General features: G+C 73.7%; 17 protein-coding genes. 6 read left to right on the top strand and 11 right to left on the bottom strand.

What is annotated here, in order from left to right; genetic code table 11:
* Positions 1-385 precede the first annotated feature (385 nt).
* A complete protein-coding gene (locus AB0I28_RS29700) occupies positions 386-1,522 on the bottom strand; it encodes a hypothetical protein (RefSeq protein WP_357498850.1) in 1,137 nt (378 codons plus the stop codon).
* Positions 1,523-1,659: 137 nt separating this feature from the next.
* On the opposite strand from AB0I28_RS29700, the gene AB0I28_RS29695 reads away from it, so the two are divergent.
* Positions 1,660-2,217, top strand: a complete 558-nt coding sequence (locus AB0I28_RS29695) for a hypothetical protein (protein WP_357498848.1) — start codon at positions 1,660-1,662, stop codon at positions 2,215-2,217.
* On the opposite strand, the gene AB0I28_RS29690 is transcribed toward AB0I28_RS29695, so the two are convergent.
* The 5 genes from AB0I28_RS29690 to AB0I28_RS29670 form a co-directional block, all read right to left on the bottom strand.
* Positions 2,214-3,032: an NAD(P)-dependent oxidoreductase gene (locus tag AB0I28_RS29690; RefSeq protein ID WP_357498846.1), complete on the bottom strand. Its 819-nt coding sequence runs from the start codon at positions 3,030-3,032 to the stop codon at positions 2,214-2,216. The genes AB0I28_RS29695 and AB0I28_RS29690 overlap by 4 nt on opposite strands.
* A gap of 312 nt (positions 3,033-3,344) precedes the next feature.
* Positions 3,345-3,554, bottom strand: coding sequence for a hypothetical protein (locus tag AB0I28_RS29685; RefSeq protein WP_357498844.1), 210 nt, complete (start codon positions 3,552-3,554; stop codon positions 3,345-3,347).
* Positions 3,555-3,825: 271 nt separating this feature from the next.
* Entirely contained in the window at positions 3,826-6,546 is a 2,721-nt protein-coding gene (locus AB0I28_RS29680) for an AAA family ATPase (protein WP_357499205.1), read from the bottom strand.
* 122 nt (positions 6,547-6,668) lie between these two features.
* Positions 6,669-7,694, bottom strand: coding sequence for an iron chelate uptake ABC transporter family permease subunit (locus AB0I28_RS29675; protein ID WP_357498842.1), 1,026 nt, complete (start codon positions 7,692-7,694; stop codon positions 6,669-6,671).
* Entirely contained in the window at positions 7,691-8,725 is a 1,035-nt protein-coding gene (locus AB0I28_RS29670; protein WP_357498841.1) for an iron chelate uptake ABC transporter family permease subunit, read from the bottom strand. Before AB0I28_RS29670 ends, AB0I28_RS29675 begins: the two co-directional genes overlap by 4 nt.
* Positions 8,726-8,774: 49 nt before the next feature.
* Between AB0I28_RS29670 and AB0I28_RS29665 the strand changes: the two genes are divergently transcribed.
* The 3 genes from AB0I28_RS29665 to AB0I28_RS29655 all read left to right on the top strand — a co-directional run bounded on the left by AB0I28_RS29665 (position 8,775) and on the right by AB0I28_RS29655 (position 11,060).
* Positions 8,775-9,785, top strand: a complete 1,011-nt coding sequence (locus AB0I28_RS29665; RefSeq protein WP_357498839.1) for an ABC transporter substrate-binding protein — start codon at positions 8,775-8,777, stop codon at positions 9,783-9,785.
* 184 nt (positions 9,786-9,969) lie between these two features.
* Entirely contained in the window at positions 9,970-10,581 is a 612-nt protein-coding gene (locus AB0I28_RS29660) for a TetR/AcrR family transcriptional regulator (protein ID WP_357498838.1), read from the top strand.
* Positions 10,578-11,060, top strand: coding sequence for a DUF6653 family protein (locus tag AB0I28_RS29655; protein ID WP_357498836.1), 483 nt, complete (start codon positions 10,578-10,580; stop codon positions 11,058-11,060). Before AB0I28_RS29660 ends, AB0I28_RS29655 begins: the two co-directional genes overlap by 4 nt.
* Here AB0I28_RS29655 and AB0I28_RS29650 read toward each other — a convergent pair.
* The 3 genes from AB0I28_RS29650 to AB0I28_RS29640 form a co-directional block, all read right to left on the bottom strand.
* Positions 11,041-11,697, bottom strand: a complete 657-nt coding sequence (locus AB0I28_RS29650; protein WP_357498834.1) for an NAD-dependent epimerase/dehydratase family protein — start codon at positions 11,695-11,697, stop codon at positions 11,041-11,043. The two genes, AB0I28_RS29655 and AB0I28_RS29650, sit on opposite strands and share 20 nt — an antisense overlap.
* A complete protein-coding gene (locus AB0I28_RS29645; protein ID WP_357498832.1) occupies positions 11,694-16,151 on the bottom strand; it encodes an AAA domain-containing protein in 4,458 nt (1,485 codons plus the stop codon). Before AB0I28_RS29645 ends, AB0I28_RS29650 begins: the two co-directional genes overlap by 4 nt.
* 211 nt (positions 16,152-16,362) lie before the next feature.
* Positions 16,363-17,298: a threonine/serine dehydratase gene (locus AB0I28_RS29640; RefSeq protein WP_357498830.1), complete on the bottom strand. Its 936-nt coding sequence runs from the start codon at positions 17,296-17,298 to the stop codon at positions 16,363-16,365.
* Between the two features lie 79 nt (positions 17,299-17,377).
* On the opposite strand from AB0I28_RS29640, the gene AB0I28_RS29635 reads away from it, so the two are divergent.
* Complete coding sequence (locus AB0I28_RS29635; RefSeq protein WP_357498829.1) at positions 17,378-18,418, top strand: zinc-dependent alcohol dehydrogenase family protein; 1,041 nt, start codon at positions 17,378-17,380, stop codon at positions 18,416-18,418.
* On the opposite strand, the gene AB0I28_RS29630 is transcribed toward AB0I28_RS29635, so the two are convergent.
* Positions 18,415-20,790: an AAA family ATPase gene (locus AB0I28_RS29630; protein WP_357498828.1), complete on the bottom strand. Its 2,376-nt coding sequence runs from the start codon at positions 20,788-20,790 to the stop codon at positions 18,415-18,417. The two genes, AB0I28_RS29635 and AB0I28_RS29630, sit on opposite strands and share 4 nt — an antisense overlap.
* 92 nt (positions 20,791-20,882) lie before the next feature.
* Here AB0I28_RS29630 and AB0I28_RS29625 point away from each other — a divergent pair, with 92 nt between their 5' ends.
* Positions 20,883-21,647: a protein phosphatase 2C domain-containing protein gene (locus AB0I28_RS29625; RefSeq protein WP_357498826.1), complete on the top strand. Its 765-nt coding sequence runs from the start codon at positions 20,883-20,885 to the stop codon at positions 21,645-21,647.
* Here the strand turns inward: AB0I28_RS29625 and AB0I28_RS29620 are convergent.
* Complete coding sequence (locus AB0I28_RS29620) at positions 21,637-22,200, bottom strand: sterol carrier protein domain-containing protein (protein WP_357498824.1); 564 nt, start codon at positions 22,198-22,200, stop codon at positions 21,637-21,639. The genes AB0I28_RS29625 and AB0I28_RS29620 overlap by 11 nt on opposite strands.
* Between the last annotated feature and the right edge of the window lie 81 nt (positions 22,201-22,281).

The following is a 22,281-nucleotide window of genomic DNA, read 5'->3' as shown; positions in this document are numbered from 1 at the left end:
AGAGCGCGGTGAAGACACCGTGGCCGGCTGCCGGTGATGACGTGAGCGACACTCCCGAGGCGGTATCCCTTCCGATCGAGCTGAGTCCTGGCCATGGCGGGTGTGCACAGACCGGGAATTCCGGTGATCCGGACACCGAGTCGTTTGAACTCCGAGATCAAGAACCTGTCCTCGAACTCAAGGTTGTGGCCCACGGGGTGAAGGCCGGTCGTCTCCACGTCCATGAGAGCGAAGGTCAGGTCGCGCGGGTCAGTCCCGTGCTGCCGGGTGAGGTGGCCTTGAACTAACACCGATGCCTCCGACCGGACGACGTGGCGACCGGCACGAACGGCCAGCGCTTCGGTCACCGCTGCGTGCCCTCACACCACAGCGAACGTCCCACCCGTCAGGCCGCGACCGCCCGGCAGATCTCCGCGAACAGCCGCTGCTTCCACCTCGGCGCGAGCCCCAGGTGGTACAGGCTGAGCCGCTGCGCGCCCGCCTCCACCAGGCGGCGGACGTGCGGCAGCACATCGCTCTCGTCGGCCGGTGGGAGGACCGTGACGTAGGCGTCGACGGGGAGGCCGAGGTTCGCGGCGCGGGTGACGGTGTCGGCGGTGGTGGTCGCGGTGGGCCAGGCGGGAACCAGAAGGGCGTCGACTTCTGTCAGGGCCTGCGCTGTGATGCCCGGGGACGGGCCGGTGGCCCAGGGGTCGGGGCCGGCGTGCAGGGTGACGGGAGCGGTCGGCGCGACTCCCCTGACAGCGGCGAGGACCTGGGCGCGCAGCTTGTCGGCCGAGGCGTGGCGGGTGGCGAGGATGAGGGCTTCGACGTCGGCGTCGAGTGGGGCGGGTGTCCCGTGGGCTTCGCCGGTGACGGCGGTGCGGAGGGCTTTGACGACGGCCGCCGGGTCGAGGCCCCGTTCTCGCCAGCCACCGGTGCAGATCCCGCAGCAGCACACCGACAGCAGGCGCGCGGCCTCGGGCGTCCAAGCGCCGTCGGACTTCTCGTGGTGACCCAGGTGGGCCAGGCCGAGTTGGCCGCACGCCTCCAGCGACACCACGTCGACGGGGGCGTCGCGGATCGCCTCGGCGGCCAGCGTCGCGGCGAAGTCGCGCACCTCTTCCTGCGCGGGGCACAGGGCGTAGGGGTAGCGCTCGCCGAAGCAGTTGACGACGGTGAGCTCGGGAAAGGCCGTACCCAGGCGCGTGTTGTGGGTCAGGACGACCCAGGCGGCGACGGAGAGACCGGCCGCCTTCAGCTCGGCGGCGGCCTGGCCGTAGGGATCGGAGGCATCCATCCACTGTGGAGCGGCGGGGCGCAGTCGCCTGCCCTGCCAGACCTCGTCGCGGACCGGGCGGTACAGGGCCGCGCAGGTGGCGTCGACGATCTGGTGGGCGGGGTGAAGCGGTGTCGCCGCGCGGGCGGAATGGTAGGCGGCCGCGAGGGTCACGGTAGGGACGCCGTGGTCGGCGACGCGTGCAACGAAGTCGGCATCGCCCAGGACGTCCCAGGGGTAGGCGTGTCCGGAGACGGTCACCATGGCGGTCGCTTCCTCTCACGGGTCGGCCGGAGTTGATCTCGGCAGCGTATCCGGTACCGGGCCGCGCGGGAATGGACTCGCCCCGGTTTGCCCGCCACCGCTACCGTCCACATTGCACTCCACCCCGAGGAGACGACGTGAAGAAGATCCCCACCCTGTTCGGCCGCGACCCCCAGGACATGAAGCTCGTGACCCGCGAGGTCCACCCGGACTGCGCCTGGGTCCTCGACGGCGAGGGCACCGCGACCCGCAAGTACGACGGGACCTGCGTCCTCCTCGACACCGACGGCACCTGGTGGGCGCGCCGGGAGGTCAAGCCGGGTAAGACCGCCCCGCCGGACTACCGGCCCGAGGAGACCGACCCCAACACCGGCAAGACCGTCGGCTGGGAACCCGTCGGGCAGTCGGCCTTCGCGAAGTTCCACGCCGAGGCGCTCACCGGCGGCGAGGACTTCGAGCCCGGCACCTACGAACTCCTGGGCCCGAAGATCAACCGGAACCCCGAAGGATTCGACGCGCATGCCCTGGTACGCCACGGATGGGCCGCGCCGGAGGTCGACGAGGACTTCGCCGCCGCGCCCCGCGACCGGGACGGACTGCGCGACTGGCTTCGCGCGCGGCCCTTCGAGGGCATCGTGTGGCACCACCCCGACGGCCGGATGGCCAAGCTGAAGCGGCGCGACTTCCCCGGTTAGTTCGGCTCCCCCAAAGGGATCGAGCACCAGTTACCGCCGACCCGGCGCAGCTCCGGGTCGTCCTCGTCGAGCGGCCCGAACCTCGCGATCAGCTCCTCGGCGTAGACCTCTGAGTCGTCCTGCGGGTGATAACCGATCGCCTCGCCCTCGGCGAGGGAGTACCAGCCGCGCGTGTTGCGGCTGACGCCCCACACCAGCCGGTAGCCGGGGTCCGGAGTGGACAGACACGCCTCGATGAGCCGGCCGCCGTCGTCGGGCGACATCCACAGCGCCAGGCCCCGCACGTCCGCCGGACTGCTGAACCAGACGCCGATGCGCAGGCAGATCACGTTCATGCCGAAACGGTCGGCGAACAACCGGCCCGCCGACTCGATGGAGACCTTGGACCAGCCGTAGAGGGTGTCGGGCCGCGCCGGGACGTCGGCGGGAAGACCGCCGGCCGGAATGTCGGCGCGGTCGTGGAAACCGACCGCGTGGTTGGAGGACGCCAGGACGACCCGGTCGACACCGGCGCGCCGGGCGGCCTCCAGAACGTTGTAGGTGCCCCGGATGTTGTGCTCGATCACGTCGGCGGCGCTCGCCTCGCGGCTCTTGCCACCGAGGTGGATGACCGCCCGGGCGCCCGCGAAGTCCTCGACGAGACCGTCGAGGTCGGCGACCGAGCGCTCGACGAAGGTCTCGCCCACCTCCGGCGGCCGGGCGGGGGCGTGCAGGTCGAGCAGGCGGATCTCGCGGTCGGCACGCCGAACGCGCGGCCGCAGCAGGGTCGCGACCCCGCCCGAGGCGCCGGTGATGACGATGGTTTCGGCTCCCATGGCTGACTCCCGGTCGGGTCGCGCGCGTGCGGATCTGGGTCGAGCGGCCCTCAAGATACCCCTCGCCGCGGCCTCGCGCCGGGTTTCCCGATCTTGACCGGCGGACCGGTGGTGGGGCGGGCCGGTGCGTCGGCTCGCCCCACCGCCCGGCAGTCCATCCACAGTGGACGGCCGCGCGCCGGGAGCGGGCGGATAACGAGGGACCCTGTGGTTCCCCACTCCTCACAGGGTCCCCCGCCTCGGGCGGATGTCGCCATCCGCTCCCGACGGGCCGGTGCCGCGGCCCGACGGGAGCGCCCCGCCCGAGGAAGCTCAGCCGGCCGGTGTCTCTTCCGTCCCGGTCGCCGTGGCGACCCCGGCCGTCCACCGATGGCCGATGGCGTCGAAGGCGATGACGTGGCCGGAGGACTGCTCGGTGGCGTTGCCGGAACCACCGTGGAACTCCCGGCCCGAGGGCGCCGGCGGGGCGGTGAACGCGACCGCGAAGTTCTCGCCGGTCGGCGTCCTGGGATGCCCTGCCATGTCTCCCTCTCAGGTCATGCGTTCGCCTTCGCCACATCGGCCGTTCGGTGTGGCTTCCGCTGTCCTGTTGTTCCATGCCGGGAGCGAAAAATCACGCCCCGGAGGGCCCCGCAAGGGTGGGCGCAAGGGAAAACCTCCACCGAAAGCGAAACTTCGGGGAGGCTTGATCAGGCAGGTGTGGGGACGGGCAAGGGGCGGCCGCGCGTGGAAGCGTTCGCGCCGGGCAGGAGTGGGACGCGGAGGACCGGGAGGCGGTTTCCGTCGGGGGAACTCACTCCGTGAGCCGGTGCAGCAGCTCCGCCCGGTTGCGCACCCCGAAACGCCGGTACAGCCGGGAAAGCCGCGCCTCCACGGCCTTGACCGACAAGAACAGCGCGGCCCCGACCTCGCGGTTCGTCGCACCCGCGCGCACCATCGCGACGAGCCGCCGGTCGGCCTCGGAGAGGCCGTCGCCACCCTCGGCGCGGCTGTCGCGGTGGTGGTCGAGGCGGTCGAGTTCGTCGCGCGCGACGGCGAGGTGGGCGTGGGCGCCGATCGCGGCGAAGCCCTCGACGGCGGCGGTGAAGGCGGTGCGCGCGATGGCGCGGCGGCGGGCGCGACGGGCGATGCGCCCGAGGGTCAGTTCGGCGCGAGCGGCCTCGATCGGGTAAGCGGCGGGCCCCTGGGCGTCGATGGCCGCCCGGAGTCGCGACAGCGCGGCGAGCGCGTCGCCTTTGGCGGCGGTGAGGAGGGCGCGGACGCGTTCGACCTGCACGCCGATCACCGGGCGGGTGAAGAGTTCCATGCGCTCGGCGAGGTCGGTGAGGCGTTCTTCGGCGGCGTCGAGGTCACCGGTGGCGATCAGCGCCTCGATGTGGTCGGCGTGCCAGGGGATGATGGCGGGATCCCGTGCGGCGCTTGCCATTTCGAGTTCGGCGGCGCGGTCGAAGGCGGTCACGGCGGCGGTGGCGTCGCCGGTGGTGAGCAGGGCCTGGCCGTGGATGGCGAGGGCCGGTTCCAGCCATTCGTCGTCGCCGAGGCGTTCGCAGACGGCGACGGCGTTGGCGGCGCGTTCCACCGCCCGGCGCGGGTCGCCCGCGCACCATTCGCCGCTGGCGCCGACGACGAGTCCGACGCAGGGGGTCGGGGCGGCGTCGAGGAACAGCCGTTCGCACTCGTCGCCGGCGCGCAGGGCGGCGGGGCCGTCTCCGGCGCGGACGTTGACCGAGGTCGTGGAGATGAGCACGCCCATGAGGTCGGAGACGAGGCCGCGCGAGCGGACGTCGCGTTCGAGGCGGCCGATCTCGTCGACGGCGGTGGCGAGGTCGCCGCGGAACAGCGCGGTCATCGCCCACATCTGCCGGGCGTCGATGGAGGCGGTGGTGACCGGGAGTCCTTCCGCGAGGCGGTATGCGGCCTCGTGCAGGGCGTCGGACGACTCGCTGCCGCCTTCGGAGGCGTAAGGGGAGGCGATGGTGGCGCGGACGCCGAGCGCCTCGACGATCAGCGCGGTCTCGCCGGCCTTCCGGGCGAGGCTTTCGGCCCGGTCGGCGTGGTCTGCGGCGTCGTCGTTGCGGCGGTCGAAGTACGCCAGCGAGGCCTCGTAGAGGCTCACCCGGGCGCACAGCGCGGTGTCCTCGCCGGCGTCGGCGGCGGCCGCGGCGAGGTGCTCGGGCGCGTCGGAGAGGTCGCCGAGGTCGATGAGCAGGATGCGGGCCCGTACGCGCGTCTCGGGCTCGCCCCCTGCCGACAGGGCGGCCTGGGCGAGTTGCCGCGCCTCGGCGACCTGCCCGGCGTCGTGGGCATAGCAGGCGGCGGTGAGGAGGCGGGCGGCGATCGCGGCCGTGTCCTGCGGCGGGGTGCGGCGGGCCGCCAGGCGTGCCAGCGACACGGCGGTGCCCGGCGCTCCCCTGCCCGCGGCCTCGGCGGCGGCGGTCTCGGCGAGCGCGGCAATGTCGGCGTCGGCGGCGGGGTTGCCGAGGGCGTGATGGCGGGCGCGTTCGACGGGGTCGTCGACGACGGTGGCGAGTTCGGCGTGGGCGGCGCGGCGGGCGGCGCAGCCGGCGTCGCTGGTGACGAGTTCGCGCAGGAGGGGGTGGAGGAAGCCGACGTCGCCGTCGTCGGTGGCGGTGATGATGCGGGCGGTCTCGGCGGCCTGTAGTCCGTCGGCGGGGAGGGTTCCGGCGCGGATGAGCAGCGCGAGGGTGGGGCGGGAGACGAGCGCGGCGTAGAGGAGGGCGCGGCGGGTGTCGTCGTCGAGGCCGGTGAGGCGCTGGGCGAGGAGGTCGCGGAGGCGGTCGGGGACGGGGAGGGGTTCGTGGTCGGCGGGTGCGGGGCCGCTGCCGAGTGCTCGGGCGAGTTCGACGGCGTACATGGGGTTGCCGCCGCTGGCCTCGAAGACGCGGCGGGCGGCGTGGGCGCCGGGTTCGCCGGTGAGCAGTTCGGTGATGGCGGCCTGGCCGAGGGGTTCGACGGGGAGGGTGAGGGGGTCGGGGCACAGGGCGCGGGCGGTGGGTTCGCCTTCGTCGACGCGTTCGGTGACCAGTAGCGCGACGGGGAGGTCGCCGATGCGGCGGGCGGCGAAGGCGAGGACGTCGGCGCTGGCCTCGTCGACCCATTGGGCGTCGTCGATGACGAGGAGGACCGGCGACTCGGCGGCCATGCGGCGCAGGTGTTCGAGGACGGCGATGCGCACGGTGAGCTCGTCGGGGCCGATGCCGGCGCCGCGGGTGCGCAGGAGGGCGACGTCGAGGGCTTCGCGCAGGTGCGCGGGGAGCGTGCGGGCGGCGGTGACGCTCTCGCCGAAGAGGTCGATGAGCACGAGGTAGGGCAGTTCGCTCTCGACGGCGGCGGGAACCGCGCGCAGGACGCGGACGCCTTCGGCGCGGGCGCGGGCGGCGAGGGCGTCGGCGAGAGTGGACTTGCCGATGCCGGGAGGGCCGTGGAGGAGGACGTTGCGGTGCCCGGCGAGGGCGCACGCGGCCTCGTGCATCGTCCGTTCGCGCCCCACCATGCGCACGTCGGCACCTCCCCGCCGTTGGCTGACGGCCAGGATAGTGGCGTTCAGTCACGGATTGAAATACGTCGTCGCTGGTGGACACACCGGCGTGGGCAGGTTTGTTTACCGGCGGTGGTTCAGATGCGGCCCGCTTTACGTTCGGTGACCAGCAGCCAGACGAGGTATCCGCCGCCGAGGAGGCCGCTGACGACGCCGACGGGCAGCTGGTGTCCGGGGAAGGCGCGCTGGGCGACCCAGTCGGCGACGACGAGGATCGCCGCGCCCATCGTCGCCGAGGCCAGCAGGTTGGGGCCGGGCGCGCGGGTGAGGCGGCGGGCGAGATGCGGGGCGGTCAGCGCGACGAAGGAGACCGGTCCGGCCGCGGCGGCCGCGAAGGACACCAGCAGGACCGAGACGGTGAACAGCAGCAGTCGCAGGCGTCCGACGGGGACGCCGAGCGCGCCGGCGCTCTGGTCGCCCATTTCGAGCATGAGCAGCGCGCGGGACGCCGCGACGAGCAGTGGGATCACCGCGACGAGGAGGACGGCGAGCGGCAGCGCGTCATCCCAGCCGCGGCCGTCGAGGCTGCCGGTGAGCCACAGGGAGGCCTGGGCGGCGTCGATGATCTGTGCCTTGGTGAGCAGGTAGCCGTTGACCCCCGACAGGATCGCGGCGAGGCCGATGCCGACCAGGACGAGGCGGTAGCCGTGGGCGCCGGCGCGGCCGGCGAAGCCGAACATGATCGCGCCGGTGACCAGTCCGCCGACGACGGCGCCGCCGGCCAGGACCGCGCCACCGCCGCCGAAGAGGACGATGACGGTGAGCGCGCCGGCCGAGGCCCCCTGTGTGAAGCCGAGGACGTCGGGACTGCCCAGGGGGTTGCGGACGAGGGCCTGGAAGACCGTGCCGGACAGGCCGAGGGCGATGCCGACGACGAGGGCGGTCGCCACGCGCGGGAGGCGCAGTTCGTTGACGACGAAGGCATCCATGCGGCTGCCCTCGCCTAGGAGGGTGGTGACGACCTCGGCGGGACTGAGCGGGTAGTCACCGCTGCCGATGGAGACCACGGCGACCGCGGCGGTGATCAGCGCGCAGCCGGCCGCGACGAGCAGGGGCCGGGCGCGCAGTCGCAGCGAGATGGAGCGGTGGCGCAGGACGGTCATGCCGCGACCGCCTTGCGGCGCAGCAGCAGGAACAGGAAGAGCGGGCCGCCGACGACGGCGGTCACCACGCCGACGAGGATCTCGCCGGGGCGGGCGACGACGCGGCCGATGATGTCGGCGCCGAGGAGCATGACCGGCGACAGGACGACGCAGTAGGGCAGCATCCAGCGCAGGTCGGGGCCGGTGACGGAGCGGACCATGTGCGGGACCATCAGGCCGACGAAGACGATCGGGCCGCACGCGGCCGTCGCGGCGCCGCAGAGCAGGGTCACGGCGATCATGGCGACGACCCGGGTCGGGGCGGGGCGGGCGCCGAGCGCGCGGGCGGTGTCGTCGCCGAGGGCCAGCGCGTTGAGGCCGCGGGCGAGGAACAGCGACAAGGCGACACCGACGGCGATGAAGGGCAGGACGCGCCAGACGGTGGCCATGCGCGCGTCGGCGAGGGAGCCGACGGTCCAAAAGCGCATCCGGTCGAGGGAGGCCGCCGACAGGAGCTGGGCGCCGCTGACGAAGGAGTAGAGGGCGGCGTTGACGGCGGCGCCGGCCAGGGCGAGGCGGACGGGTGTGGCGCTTCGGCTGCCGCTGACGACGTAGACGAGGGCGGAGACGACGGCGGCTCCCGCGAAGGCGGCCCAGATGTAGCCGGTGAAGGACGTCACGCCGAGGAAGGTGATCGCCGACACGACCGCGGCCGAGGCGCCGGCGTTGATGCCGAGCAGGCCCGGGTCGGCGATGGGGTTGCGGGTCAGGGCCTGCGCGACGGCGCCCGCGAGGCCGAGGGCGACGCCGACGAGGAGGCCCAGAAGCGTGCGCGGGAGGCGCATGTCGTGCACGACGGTGTAGGTCGCCGAGGCCGCGTCGGTCAGGCCGGCCCAGACCTCGCCGACGCCCAGGGGGCGCGACCCGAGGCCGAGGCTGGCGACGGTCACGGCGAGGAGGACGGCGAGGGCGGCGAGGAGTCCGAGCGCGCGCACCGCTTGTGGCGCGTACTTGGCCGGAGGGGCGGCCGCCTCGACCTGCGATCGAAGCATTTGGCTAGGCTAACCTAACTCAATTCCCTCGGCACGAAAGGCACCGACCATGCGCAGCCCCTCGACCATCTCACGGCGCGGCCTCCTCACCGCTGGCGGCGCCATCGGCCTCGGCGCGCTCCTGGCCGCGTGCGGCTCGAAGGACGACGCCGGCTCCGGCGGTGGCGCCTGGTCCTTCACCGACGACCGCGGGCAGACCGCCACCCTCGACGCCGCGCCCCAGCGCATCGTCGCGTTCATCGGCGCCGCCGCGGCACTGCACGACCTCGGCCTCGGCGACCGCGTCGTCGGCGTCTTCGGGCCCACCACCAAGGCCGACGGCACCCCCGACGTGCAGGCCGGCGAGCTCGACGTGTCGAAGGTGACCGTGCTGGGCAACGCGTGGGGCGAGTTCAACATCGAGGAGTACGCCAAGCTCGACCCGGACCTGCTGATCAGCAACATGTTCGAGCCGGACAGCCTCTGGTACGTGCCGGCGGAGTCGAAGGACAAGATCCTCGGCGTGATCCCGAGCGTGGGGATCAAGGTCTACGACGCCACGCTCCAGACGCCCATCGACCGCTACAACCAGCTGGGCGAGGCGATCGGGGCCGACCTGTCGTCGGCGGCCGTGACCGCCGCCAAGACCCGGTTCGAGGCGGCCGTCGAGGCGATCCGGCAGGCCGTGGCGGCCAATCCCGGGATCAAGATCCTCGCGTGCTCCGGCGACGCGGACCTGTTCTACGCGTCGAACCCGGCGATGAGCACCGACCTGACCTTCTTCACCGAGCTGGGCGTCGAGCTGATCGTGCCCGACAAGCTCGACGACGGCGACTTCTTCGAGAGCCTGAGCTGGGAGAACGCCGACAAGTACGCCGCCGACCTGCTCCTGCTCGACGACCGCACCTCCGCGCTCCAGCCCGCCGACCTCGCGTCGAAGCCGGCGTGGGCGAAGCTGCCGGCGGTCGTCACGGGGCAGATCACGCCGTGGTCGAGCGAGCCGCGCTACTCGTACGCGGGATGCGCGCCGCTGCTGGAGCGGCTGGCGCAGGCGATCTCGGGGGCGAGGAAGGTCGCGTAGGGGCCCCTCGGCCCGGTGGGCCTGGGCCACTTGTGGCGGGGACGTGAAACCTTATTGAGCGTTCGGCACGTCTTAGCCATTGGATCGGCCCGTCAGCGGAAACGGGTCGGTCCGCGTTCGTTGAGGGCTCCCCCGCGCTAAGCTATGACCGAATATCCCATCCGTTCATAGCAGGAGCCACCCCATGGCCGTCCCCTTCACCCCCGCCGAGCGCGAGCGCATTCGCGCGCTCCTCCTCCAAACCGGCGAGCGCCTGTTCGCCGCCCAGGGCCTCAAGAAGACCTCCCTCGACGAACTGGTCGCGCCCGCCGAGGTCGCCAAGGGCAGCTTCTACGCCTTCTTCGACTCCAAGGAGGCGCTCTATGCCGCCGTCATGGTCGGCCGGGCGCCGCTCATCGCCGAGCGGCTCGCGCCGGCACTGAAGGCGCCGCCGACGGTCGACGGCCTGTGCGACGTGATGCGCGCCCTGACCGAGGTGCTCACCACCGACCCGTTCTACCGGCGCCTGCTCACCCATCCCGACGAGCTGCGGGCGGTCGCCAGGCGGGTCGGCGCCGGCGAACTCGCCCAGGTCCGCCCGCATCTGGTGCAGCCGCTGCTCGACTACGTCACCGCCGGTCAGAAGCAAAGCCTGATCGCCGCCGACGTCGGCGCCGAGACGGTCATCGGGGTCATGCGCACCGCGGGGCTCGTCGTGATGAACCGTGAGCTGTTCGGCGAGGAGTACCCGCAGGTCCTCGACGCCACGATCCGCACGCTCGCCCGCGGACTGAGCACCGAGGGGAGCCCGCGGTGAGCGCGCTGCCGAAGATCGCCGCCGCCTTCAGGATGTCCGACGAGGCCTGGCGGCGGCACGCGAACCCGTGGAGCGTGTGGACGCGCTTCGCCGCCATCCCGCTGATGCTCGCCGCGATCTGGAGCCGGACGTGGATCGGCTGGTGGTCGCTGCTTCCCATCGCGGCCGTCGTGGTGTGGCTGTGGCTCAACCCGCGCGCGTTTCCGCCCGTCGACTCCCCGCGGAGCTGGACGGCCCGAGGGATCTATGGCGAGCGGCGGTGGCTGGCCGACAAGTCGGCGATCTCGGCCGACCATCGCGGCGTGCTGCGCCTGCTGATCGGCCTGGGCGTCGCCGGGTTCGCGATGATCGCCTGGGGCCTGGTCGCCTTGGAGATCTGGCCGACCGTCTTCGGTGCGACGCTGGTCGTCGTCGGCCAGTTGTGGCGCATCGACCGGCTCGGGCTGTTCTACACCGAGGTCACGGCGCGAGACGGTTGATGTCGGCCATCTCCAGCACGCGCTTGTCGGCGCCGTCGGCGGCGACGTCGACCATCACGCGCCCGAGCAGGTCGGTGGTGGTGACGGCGTTCGGCGCGACCGCCCGGAGTCCACTCAGGACGGGGAGCATGACCGTGTAGCCGATCCGGTAGAGCCGCGTCCTCGACTTGATGCCGTCGCGCGGCTGGATGATCCCCGGACGGATCATGTAGGCCTCGAAGGACAGCGCCAGCAGGGCGTTCTCGGTGGTGCCCTTGACGCGCGACCACATGCTGCGGCCATCGGGATCGGTTCCGGCGCCGGAGATGTAGAGGAACCTCATCGACGGGTTGCGCCGGGCCAGCGGTTCGGCGACCGACAGCGTCAGGTCGTGGGTGACGCGCCGGTACTCGGGCTCCTTCATGCCCGCCGAGGACACCCCGAGGCAGAACAGGCAGGCGTCGTATCCCGCCAACCGTTCCTCCGCATCGGACAGGTCGAACAAGTCCTCTCGGATCAGCTCGGTCAGCTTGGGATGCGCGCGGCCCGTCGCGGCGCGCCCGACAGCCAGCACCTCGCTGACGCGCTCGTCGCGCAGGCACGCCAGCAGCGCACCTTGCCCGATCATTCCCGTCCCACCGAAAAGCAGCACCCTCATGCCGACACCGTGGGCGATTCCGGCGCCGCCGGATGGATGTCCAGCTCACGGAGCCTGCCGACGAGTTCGGTGAGGGCCGCGTCGGGGTCGACCGCGAAGGCCGACTCCCGGACCCGGTGGAAACGCCACCCGCAGCGCTCAAGGTCGCGCTGGCGGGCCAGGTCGTGCTCGTAGGCCTGCGGACCGTGCCAGGTGTCGCCGTCGCACTCGACGGCCAGCCGCGCCTTCGCGCCGACCACGACCAGGTCGATCTCGTAGCCCTCGACGGGGAAGCGGGGCAGGACGGTGTACCCGAGCCCGCAGAGTCGATTGTGGACACGCTGCTCGAACAGCGACTCGAAGGGCGCGACCCGAACGGTGTCGCCGACCTGCTCGCTCGCCGCGAGCGCGCCGGTGCCCCGGGCGACGGCGTAGCAGTGGTCGAGGAGCTGGAAGCGCATGTCCTCGGGGTTGCCCAGGTCCGACAGCGGCACCGAGTGGAACAGCCACATCTGGTCGCGGGCCCGGGATGCGGCGACGTTGTAGCGCTGCACGTAGACGTCGCCGGTGAGCACGCCGAGGCGGTCGCTCGGGGCGGCGACCATCGACAGGAACATCACGTCGCGCTCGGCGCCCTGGAAGTCGGCGGAGTCACCGCAGCGCAGGTCGCGGGCGGCCCACTCCTCGGGCGGGATCCGGTCGAGGAGTTCGCGCTCGATCGCCTTGGCCTGCGCGGTTCCCAGCAGCGAGATGACCCCGAAGCTCAGCCCGTCGTAGCGGGGGTCGGTCACGCACTTCTCGATCTGGGCGACGACGGCCTCGACCTCGACCGGGTTGACCTTCCCGCCGGTCTGGCCGCGCGTGTACCCGTCCGGGCAGTGCACCGGCCGGACCGGGTCGAGGCGCTCGACCCCGTACTGCCGCACGGGAAGCAGGCGGATGCCGTCGGGTTCGTAGGCGACCCGGTTGGAGAAGCCGATGATCTCCGGGACGCAGCGCCGGTGCTCGGTGAGCGTGAGCATGCCCCGGAAGCGCATCTTCGCCTCGTCGAACAGGCTGCGCCGGGGATCCTGCCAGGAAGCGCGGTAGGGATCGTCGGACAGGTACTGGCCGGCCAGGTCGCGCAGCCGCTGCTGATTGACGCCGACGGCCGAGGGCGAGACCTGCCGGTCGTCGCCGATCACCACGATCTTCGGCGCCAGGTACTGCAGGAAGGTCGCCTCCAGGCCGGCCTGCGACGCCTCGTCGACGATGACCACGTCGAACATGCCCGGCCGGATCCGCAGCTGCTCGGCGATCCGGTAGACCGGCATGATCCACACCGGGACGGCCTCGCGGCAGCGGTCCATGGCCTGGCGGATCTCGCCCCTGCGCTGCACGGCGTACTTGCCCGTTCCCTTACCGAGCCGCTGGACCAGCTGCGCGTAGTGGGTCAGGTTGGCCCGGGCGGCGCCGGTGAGGCGTTCGGCCGACACGGCGTGGCTCCACGCCCGGGTGGCCGCCAGCCGCTCGACCTGCGCGCGGATGCGCTCCTCGACGGCCGTGACCTCGCCGCGCAGAACGTTGACGTCCTCGGCGTCGCGGCCGGAGATCCACGCGCCGGTCGCGGCCCAGTCCCAGGCCTCGGCGAAGTCACCGAGGCGCTTGCGCCACAAAGGATCGGCCGGTTCGGCCTGCACAGCCTCGCGCAGGCCCTCGGCCACAGTGGACAGCCGACGCGCGAGTTCGTCGCGGCGGGCCGCCTGCGCGCGGACCTCGTGCAGCCGCGCGAGCCGCGCGTGGGCGGCGGCGTAGGCGTCGACGTCACGGGCGGAGACGGCCTCGTCGAGTTCGCGGACGCAGGGCGCGGCGTCCTTCCAGCGCGCCACTTCCCCGATGACCTCGGCGATCCGGGCCAGCGGGACGCCCGTCGAGCGGACCGTGTCGGCGGCGGCCGCGGCCTCGACGAGGGCGGCGTACGAGCGCACCGAGGCGAGATCCGTCCAATCAGGACGCGGCAGGCCCAGGCCCGACAGCGACTGCTCCTCGCGGTCGAGGGCGCCGCCGAGCGCCAGCACCCGGCCGAGCTGCGCTCGTTCGGTCAGGTGCCACTGGAGGCGCTCCGACAGCGACTTCCCCGCGGGGACGGGCGTTCCGTCCGGCCAGGCCCGGTCGAGCGCGGCCAGCGCGGCCAGCGCGTCGGCGTAGGTGCAGAAGACGTCGACTCGCTCGCGGGTCGTCGGCGGCAGGCCGTCGACGCGGACGCGCTCGAACAGCGGCTGCGCCTGCTTGACCGGCTTCGGCGTGAAGGTGCCCGGACGCACGACCCCGTCCGGTCCGGCCTTGATGCGGCCACCGGCGACCAGGTGCGCCTGCAACTGACGGGCCAGCGCGGTGAGCGCACCGAACTCGCCGGCCTTGACCTCGACGTGGGTCAGCGGGCCGATGCGCTCGACGAGCGGGGAGGCGCGGTCGATGAGCTCGCTGATCTGGCGGGCGCGGGCCCGCCAGATCTGGGCGCGGCCGGAGCGGACGTCGACGAGCGCCTCGTCCATCCAGCGCTCGCGCCAGCGGGCGAGGTCGCCGGCCTCGTCGGCCAGGCGGTGCAGCCGCTCCCGCAGTTCCCCGCGAAGTTCGGGATCCAGCGCGGTGACCGCGCGGTAGGCGGGGTGCTCCCGCAGCTCCTTGTGGGCGGTCTCGGCCTCGACGGCGGTGCGTTCGGTGGCGACCAGGTCGGCGAACACGCGCGGGACGGGAGCGGCCGCGACGCGGTCGGCGAGCACGCCGAGGCCGGGCACGGAGGCGAGCAGATCGGCGTAGATTCCCCGATCCGGCACCGTGGCCAGCTCCACGAGGCGGGCGTCGGCCTCGGGTTCGTCGGCGGCGAGGCTCTCGTCGCGCAGCATCGCCAGCCAGGCGAGGGCCTCGGCGGAGTCGAGCGGGGCCACGTCGGCGGCGTCGACCTCCGCGTATCCGTTGAGCCAGGAGAAACGGGGGGCCAGCTCGCGGTGCCGGGTGGCGATCTGGGCGAGGGTGCCCCGGTTGCCGCGGAAGTCGTGCACGCGGACCTCGTCCTCGCGGGCGTCGACGAGACGCGCGTGGAGTCCGGCGCGTTCGTGGCCGAGCCGGTCGATGGCCGCCAGGCAGGCGTCGATGGTCTCGGCGGCGACCCGCGGGTCGTGCTCGGCCGAGGCGACGGCGATGCGTTCGACGGCGACCTTCAGGTCGGACATGTCCTCGCGCGAGGTGCCGACGACGGCCACCGACAGCGGCTTGATCGCCGAGGGGAGCTTGTCGCGGACCTCCTTGAGGGCGCGGTCGGTGTGCGCGGTGACCAGGACCCGCTCGCCGCGCGCGAGCAGGTGGGAGATGAGCAGCGCGGCGGTGTGGGTCTTGCCGGTGCCCGGCGGGCCCTGCACGAGGGTCTGGGCGCGGGTGTCGACCTGTTCGAGGATGCGGCGCTGGGTGTCGTTGGCGGGCAGCGGAAGGAAAGGATCTCCGTCCACAGTGACCAGTGCGCCGTCGCGCCCGCCCGGTTCGGTCTCGGGGATGTGGTCGGGGTCGACGAGGGGCCGCAGACCCTCGGGCACGCGGCGGGTGTGGGTGAGCTCCTCGCCGATGGCCTCGTAGATCTCGACCAGGTCGCGGTGGGAGCGCCTGCGCAGGATCAGCGCCGGCGCGAAGGACGCCTGCGCCCGGCGGCCGTGCTCGGGCGCGACGTCGGCGTCGCTGTAGCCCCCGTCGGCGTCGAGGGTGTGCACGAGCCTGCGGACGAGCGGGCCCTGCTCGCCCCGGTGCATGGGGTGGGCGACGGTGCCCTGCGCGTCGGAGCGGATTCCGGGCAGCTGTGCCGAAGCGGCGATGCGGCCGGGGTCGATCATCTCCAGTTCGACGGCGAGCGCGTCGAGCGCCTTGACGCGCACCACCGACAGGCGGCCGGTGTCGGCGTCGAAGCCGATGGCGATGGGCGCGGTCAGGAGGTGGCGCCGGACGGGCGGTTCCTCGGGCGGGGTCCAGGCGAGGCAACCGATCCCGAGGACGAGTTCGAGGTCTTCGGGGTGGCCGCTGGCGGCGACGTGCATCGCGAAGAGCCGGCCGTACAGGTCGCGGACCGGCGCCTCGACGCGTTCGGTCGCGGCCCACTCGTTCCAGGTCTCCAGGTAGGCGGCGTGCTCCGGGTCGGGACCGTGCTCGACCTGGGGCGGCAGCTCGGGATCGTCGAGGACCCCGATGAGCCGGGCGGCGAGGCCGCTGGTCGGGCGGGGCGGGTCCACGCGGGCCACCCGGTCGACGGTGAGCAGCACGTCGTCGGGTTCGGGCTCGGGCCCGATCGCGGTGACGGCGGGATGTTCGGGGATGCCGGCGAACCACAGCACGGCACCGCCGCCCTGTTGGTAGGCCTCGACGGTGCGCGGCGGATCGGACCGCAACTGCTGTACCCGCGCGAGGAACCGGAACAGCCTGACGGCGCGGTCGACGAGATTCGGCACTGGCACGGCGGGTCACCTCTACTAGAGGATGACACGGGCGGGCAAGGGCGGCGAGCGGCCTCGGGCACTACTCCCGGCACTGGACCGTCGACTTAGGACGCCGCGCCCCACACGCCGGTCCTCCTCGTCATCGACATGCAGAACTTCCTCCCTGACCATGCCCACCTATGGGCGAAGGCAATCGCGCGGGGCCGCCACCTGCGGATCCATGCCTGCCTCAGGGCACCGTGACGAGCTCGGCGAGCACGTCGGGGTCGAGGTTTCCGCCGGTGATGACGGCGACGGTGCGGCCCCAGCTCTCTCCGTGGCGGAGGTAGGCGGCGGTGCTCAGGGCGCCGGTGGGCTCGGCGACGAGCTTGGAGCGGCGGGCCAGGCGGCCGGTGGCCGAGCGGATCTCGTCCTCGGTGACGGTCACGATGTCGTCGACGCGGGCCTTGATGTGGGCGAAGGTGAGCTCGGACAGGCAGACGCGCACGCCGTCGGCGATGGTCCGGTAGGTCTTCTCCTGGGGCCACACGACCAGTTCGCCGGTGTGCAGGCTCTCGGCGGCGTCGGCGGCCAGTTCGGGTTCGACGCCGATGACCTTCACCGTCGGCGCGAGTGCCTTGACGGCGGTGGCCACGCCGGAGCTGAGCCCGCCGCCGCCGACGGGCACCACAATGGTGTCCACATCGGACAGCTGGGCCAGGATCTCCAGTCCGACGGTGCCCTGTCCGGCGATGACGTCGGGGTGGTCGAAGGGCGGGATGACCACCAGGCCGCGCTCGGCGGCCAGCCGCTCGGTGGCGCTGAAGCGCTCGGCGGGGGTGACCATGACGATCTCGGCGCCCGTTTCGGCGATCCCGGCGACCTTCGACGAGGGCGCGGTGTCGGGGACCACGACGACCGCCGGGACGCCGCGACGCGCGGCGGCGTAGCCGAGGGCCCGCCCGTGGTTGCCCGAGGAGTGGGTGATGACCCCGGCGGTGCCTTCCGGCAGGCGGGCGACGGCGTTGGCCGCGCCGCGCAGCTTGAACGCGCCGACCGGCTGAAGGTTCTCGGCCTTGAGCCACAGCTCACCGGCCCACTCGGCGCGCAGCAGCGGGGTGCGGACGGCCAGCCCCTCGATGGCCTTCTCGGCGGCGCGGATGTCGTCGATCGTCACCAGGTTCATGGCTCAAGTGTGCCCAGGACTGGTGGCCGGGCGCGTCGCGGCCCTACCATCGGGCAATCGCCGACGTAAGGAGCGGACCATGCGAGCGGTGCTTTTCGACGCCTACGGCCGCCTGCCCGCGGTCACCGAGGTCGCCGACCCCGCCCCCGGCCGCGAGGGTGCGGTGATCCGTGTCGAGGCGACCGGGCTGTGCCGCAGCGACTGGCACGGCTGGGCCGGCCACGACCTCGACATCGCCCTCCCGCACGTGCCCGGCCACGAGTTCGCCGGGGTCGTCGAGGCGGTCGGCGAGGGCGTCACCGGCTGGAAGCCCGGCGACCGCGTGACCGCGCCCTTCGTGTGCGCCTGCGGCCGCTGCGCGTTGTGCGCCGCCGGTGAGCAGCAGGTCTGCGAGTTCCAGACGCAGCCCGGTTTCACGCACTGGGGCTCCTTCGCCGAGTACGTGCGCGTCGACGCCGCCGACACCAACCTCGTCGCCGTCCCCGCCGACCTCGACTTCACCGCCGCGGCCGGGCTGGGCTGCCGTTTCGCGACGGCCTACCGCGCGGTCGTGGCGCGCGGCGCGGTCCGGCCGGGCGAGTGGGTGGCCGTGCACGGCTGCGGCGGGGTAGGGCTGTCGGCGGTCATGATCGCCGTCGCGGGCGGGGCCCGGGTCGTGGCCGTCGACGTGTCCCCCGTCGCGCTGGCGCTCGCCGAGCGCTTCGGCGCCGAGGTGTGCGTCGACGCCGCCGACGGGGACGCCGCCGAGGCGGTGCGGGCCGCGACCGGCGGTGGCGCCCAGGTCTCCCTCGACGCGCTGGGCAGCGCCGGGACCTGCGCGTCCTCGCTGCTGAGCCTGCGACGGCGGGGGCGGCACGTCCAGGTCGGGCTGCTGCCGAGCGCGGCCGGGGACCCGGTGCTGCCGATGGAGCGGGTCATCGCCTACGAGCTGGACGTACTCGGCGGCCACGGGATGGCCGCGCACGCCTATCCGGAGATGATGGCGCTGGTGGCCTCGGGCCGTCTGAGGCCCCAGGACCTGGTGACGAGCACGATCGGGCTCGACGAGGCGCCCGCCGCCCTGGCGGGAATGGGTTCGCGGCCGGGGGCCGGAGTCACCGTCATCACGCCGAACAGTTAGCGGCCGGTGTCGGCCAGGCCGTGGTGCACCGCCCACAGCGCGGCCTCGGTCCGCGAGGCCGAACCGGTCTTGCGGAGCAGGTTCGACACGTGCACGGTCACCGTGCGAATCGAGATGCCGAGCCGGCTGGCGACCTGCTGGTTGGTCATCCCCTCGGTGAGGCAGCCGAGGACCTCGCGTTCGCGCGCGGTCAGCTCGGCGCCCGGCGCGTCGGCGTCGATCCCCAGCGCCGCGCCGCCGTCGGGCAGGAGCCTGGCCACGCGCGCCTCGTCGACTCCGGCCTTGAGAGCGGTGCGCCCGGCCTCGGCCAGGTCGGCGGCGTGCGACTCCGGGCTCGCGGCGGCGACGTAGGCGCGCAATGCGTCCTCGGCGGCCTCCGCCCCGTCGGCCAGCGCAAGGTCGAGCGCCGCCGACGCGCGGAGCACACGCGGCAGGTCCATGCCGATCATCTCGGCGGCGAGGCGGTCGCGCAGGACGAGGGCGCGCTCGCGGTCACTCTCGGCGGACAGACGGCCGGCGTAGCCGGTGAGGACGGCGCGCTCGGCGGGGTCGGTCTCGACCGGCAGCCGTTGCTCGGCCAGGGCCCGGGCGCGGTCGGTCTCGCCGGCGGCGGTCGCGGCGGCGACGGCGGCGGCGACCACCGGCCCGGCCCGGCCGGTGAGTCCGTGGCGGGCGAGGGCGGTGAGGTGCTCGTCGAGGACCCGCCGGGCGGCCTCGCCGGACAGTCCGGGCAGGCGGATCGCCGCGGAGGCGGCCACCGCGCGGCCGAAGGCGACCAGGTCGCGGCGGGCGGCGGCGTAGCGGCGCCCGGCCGCGAGGAGAGCGATGCCGCGCCGGGTGTCGCCGGTCAGGGCGGTGGCGTGGCCGAGGACGGTGAGGGCGGCGGGGTCGGGACCACTGGTGAGTTCGAGGGCCTGTGCGGCCCAGCCGACGGCCTCGCCGGGACGGTCCCCGCACAGCGCGGCCCAGCCGAGGCTGGTCAGGTAGGCGGCGCGTTCGGCCGACGGGATGCGCGGGGCGATGGTGCCGAGGATCCGGTGCTGCGCGGCGGCACGGCCGAGGTGGGCGCTGAGGTCGGCCTGGACGCGCATGGCCGCGACCCGTTCGGCGGCGTCGCCGGCCGCGTCGCGCCAGGCGCGGGCGTGCGCGGCGGCGCGCGGGTAGTCGCCGATGGCGTGGGCGGCGGCGGTCGCCTGCCGCAGCAAGGACGGGGTGAGCGTGCCGGTGGCGTCGAGGAGGTCGAGGGCAGCACGGGGGCGACCCGCGGCGAGGTGCGCGGCGACGGCGGGCGCGGCGTCGGCGGGGCGGCCCAGGTGCACGCCGTGTCGGACCTGGCCGTCGAGGTCGCCGGCGGCCACCGACCGCGCGTGGGCGCGCTCGTGGACCTCGGCCCGCAGCGAGGCCGGAGAGGTCTGCACAAGGGCCTCGGCGACCAGCGGGCAAGCGAAGCGCGGCTCGCCGGTCGAGGTGCGGACCAGCACGCCCGAAGCGGCAAGGCGCGCGACGGCGGGCTCGGCGGCGTCCCCGCACAGGTCGGCGAGCGCGCCGGTGCCGAGCCTGCCGCCGAGGAGGGCCGCGACGCGGGCGACGCGGGCGTCGGGGCCGTCGTCGAGGTGTCCGGTCGCCAGTGCGGCGAGGTAGGGCGGGAGAGGGCCGTCGGTGACGGCGGCGAGTTCGCCGGCTTTGACGGCGGTGGCGAGTTCGGTGAGCCAGCGGGGGTTCCCGCCGGTGCGGCGGTGTGCGCGCAGGACGGCGCCGGGTGGGGGCGCGGCGCCGAGCGCGGCGGTGAGCAGGGCGGCGGCCTCGGGAGGAGCGAGGGGGCCGAGGTGGCAGCGGGTGGCGCTCGACAGCTGGGTGAGGACGCGGGCGGCGCTGCCGGCGGTCGGGCGGCTGGTGACCAGCAGCAGCGCGGGCAGTGAGCGCGCGCCGGCGAGGTCGGCGACGAGGTTGAGGCTGGCCGGATCGAGGTCGTGCAGGTCCTCGACGAGCAGTACCCCCGGCCCGTCGCCGATGCGGCGGCGGACGACGTCGGCGGCGACGCGCAGCAGCGCGCCGGGTTCGAAGCGGTGCGGTGACGGGCGCTGGGTCAGCCAGGCGAGGGCCTCCGGAGCTGCGGGGAGGTCGTCGAGGGGCTGCCCGTGGAGGGCGGAGGCGAGCCAGTCGTAGGGCGCCGGGCCGACCGCTCGCGCCCGTCCGGCGAGGACCGCGGTGGGGTCCATGCCGGCGAGGGCCTCGGCGGCCAGGCGGGACTTGCCGACGCCGTCGTCGCCGGTGATCACGACGGTCTCGGGGGCGCCGCCGCGCACCCGTGCCCATGCGGCGGCGACCGCCGCCAGTTGCGCGGCGCGGCCCACCATCGGCAGCCCCGTCACTGTCGCTTCCCGTCCTCGTACGTCACCGGACCTGCCACCATACGCACTACTACGTATGGACAGCCCGGGCGTGGACGGAGCAAGCTGCTCACATGATCTCCTGGCGCCACGCGGCACGCACCCACCACGGCCTCGTCCGGGCCAACAACGAGGACTCGATGCACGCGGGGCCGCATCTGGTCGCCGTCGCCGACGGGGTGGGCGGCGCCGAGGCCGGCGAGGTCGCCAGCGCCCTCACGATCGCGTCGATCTCCCCGCTCGACGAGGAGCAGGACGTCGTCGAGATGGCCGACCGGCTGCGCGACGCCGTCGACATCGCCAACGACGCCATCCGGCTGGCCGGTGAGGCCGATCCGGCCATCGTCGGGATGGGGACGACGCTGACGGCACTGCTGCTGGTCGACGGGCGGCTGAGCATCGCCCACGTCGGCGACTCCCGCGCCTACCGCGTCCGCGACGGCGAACTCACGCAGCTGACCCGCGACGACACCTACGTGCAGATGCTCGTCGACAAGGGCAGCATCACCGCCGACGACGTGTTCACCCACCCGCACAAGTCCTTCGTGACGAAGGTCCTCCAGGGCGAGCCGGTCCAGCCGCACGTGCGGACGATCACCGCCGAGCCCGGCGAGCGGTACATGGTGTGCTCCGACGGTCTGCCCGACGCGGTGGTCGCCGAGCTGATCGAGGAGACGATGCTGGCCGGCGGGAGCGTCGACGAGTGCGCCGACCGGCTGGTGGAGCTGGCCCTCGAAGGCGGAGGGCCGGACAACGTGACGGTGATCGTCGCCGAGGTCGCCGACGCGCCCGTGACGGCGGCGAAGCGGGGGTTCCTCAGCCGCCTCTTCAAGCGCTGAGGGCTCCCGCCTCAGTACAGGGGAACCGCCAACCGCCGGGGTAGAACGGCTCCCTGTCGGCGCGGAAGGCGAGCGTCGCGGCGGTCAGGGCGCCCGGGCGCAGTTCGCGGACCTGCCCGGCGGCGGCCGGCGAGGCCAGGGTCGTGCCGCCGAGGAAGGCGGCGCCCAGTTCGGTCGAGGTGAGCGCCAGGTCGGCGGGCGCCTCGGTGCGTTCGCAGGTGACGGTGCCGCCGTCGGCTCGCAGCCGGTGGCGGCCGGTGTTCCACGGGCAGAAGGCGTCCTCGACGTCGAGGACCACGTCCAGCGGGGTGGCGTATCGGCGGGCGGCCAGCGCCCGGTCGACGTCGACGAGGCGCACCCACGGGCGGTCGACGACGTCCGAGCGGGCGGCGCGCGGGTCGACCAGCAGCTGGAGCAGCTCCTCGTCGAGGGCGGCCTCGTACTCGATCCACGGGAGCACGTCGATCCCGGCGAGGAAGCGCCACAGGGCCGCGTAGGCGGTCGGTGAGAGCGCGGCCAGTTCGCAGACCACCACCGTCCCGGCGTTGACCATGCCGCGCTTGTCGCAGCGCAGCCGGTTCCCGCGGGAGGCGGCGGCGTAGCCGTAGCGGCCGTAGATCGCCGCCTCCGTCGG

The sequence above is a fragment of the Phytomonospora sp. NPDC050363 genome (assembly GCF_040655735.1).
Taxonomy (GTDB): Bacteria; Actinomycetota; Actinomycetes; order Mycobacteriales; family Micromonosporaceae; genus Phytomonospora.
This window is presented reverse-complemented; position numbering and strand designations above follow the sequence as displayed.

Bases quoted from the DNA above. Each gene is read 5' to 3' on its own strand.
- AB0I28_RS29665 (WP_357498839.1), top strand. From the start codon at position 8,775: ATGCGCAGCCCCTCGACCATCTCACGGCGCGGCCTCCTCACCGCTGGC.
- AB0I28_RS29635 (WP_357498829.1), top strand. From the start codon at position 17,378: ATGCGAGCGGTGCTTTTCGACGCCTACGGCCGCCTGCCCGCGGTCACC.
- AB0I28_RS29620 (WP_357498824.1), bottom strand. From the start codon at position 22,200: ATGGTCAACGCCGGGACGGTGGTGGTCTGCGAACTGGCCGCGCTCTCA.
- AB0I28_RS29625 (WP_357498826.1), top strand. From the start codon at position 20,883: ATGATCTCCTGGCGCCACGCGGCACGCACCCACCACGGCCTCGTCCGG.
- AB0I28_RS29690 (WP_357498846.1), bottom strand. From the start codon at position 3,032: ATGGGAGCCGAAACCATCGTCATCACCGGCGCCTCGGGCGGGGTCGCG.
- AB0I28_RS29650 (WP_357498834.1), bottom strand. From the start codon at position 11,697: ATGAGGGTGCTGCTTTTCGGTGGGACGGGAATGATCGGGCAAGGTGCG.
- AB0I28_RS29700 (WP_357498850.1), bottom strand. From the start codon at position 1,522: ATGGTGACCGTCTCCGGACACGCCTACCCCTGGGACGTCCTGGGCGAT.
- AB0I28_RS29640 (WP_357498830.1), bottom strand. From the start codon at position 17,298: ATGAACCTGGTGACGATCGACGACATCCGCGCCGCCGAGAAGGCCATC.
- AB0I28_RS29685 (WP_357498844.1), bottom strand. From the start codon at position 3,554: ATGGCAGGGCATCCCAGGACGCCGACCGGCGAGAACTTCGCGGTCGCG.
- AB0I28_RS29680 (WP_357499205.1), bottom strand. From the start codon at position 6,546: ATGGTGGGGCGCGAACGGACGATGCACGAGGCCGCGTGCGCCCTCGCC.
- AB0I28_RS29660 (WP_357498838.1), top strand. From the start codon at position 9,970: ATGGCCGTCCCCTTCACCCCCGCCGAGCGCGAGCGCATTCGCGCGCTC.
- AB0I28_RS29670 (WP_357498841.1), bottom strand. From the start codon at position 8,725: ATGCTTCGATCGCAGGTCGAGGCGGCCGCCCCTCCGGCCAAGTACGCG.
- AB0I28_RS29675 (WP_357498842.1), bottom strand. From the start codon at position 7,694: ATGACCGTCCTGCGCCACCGCTCCATCTCGCTGCGACTGCGCGCCCGG.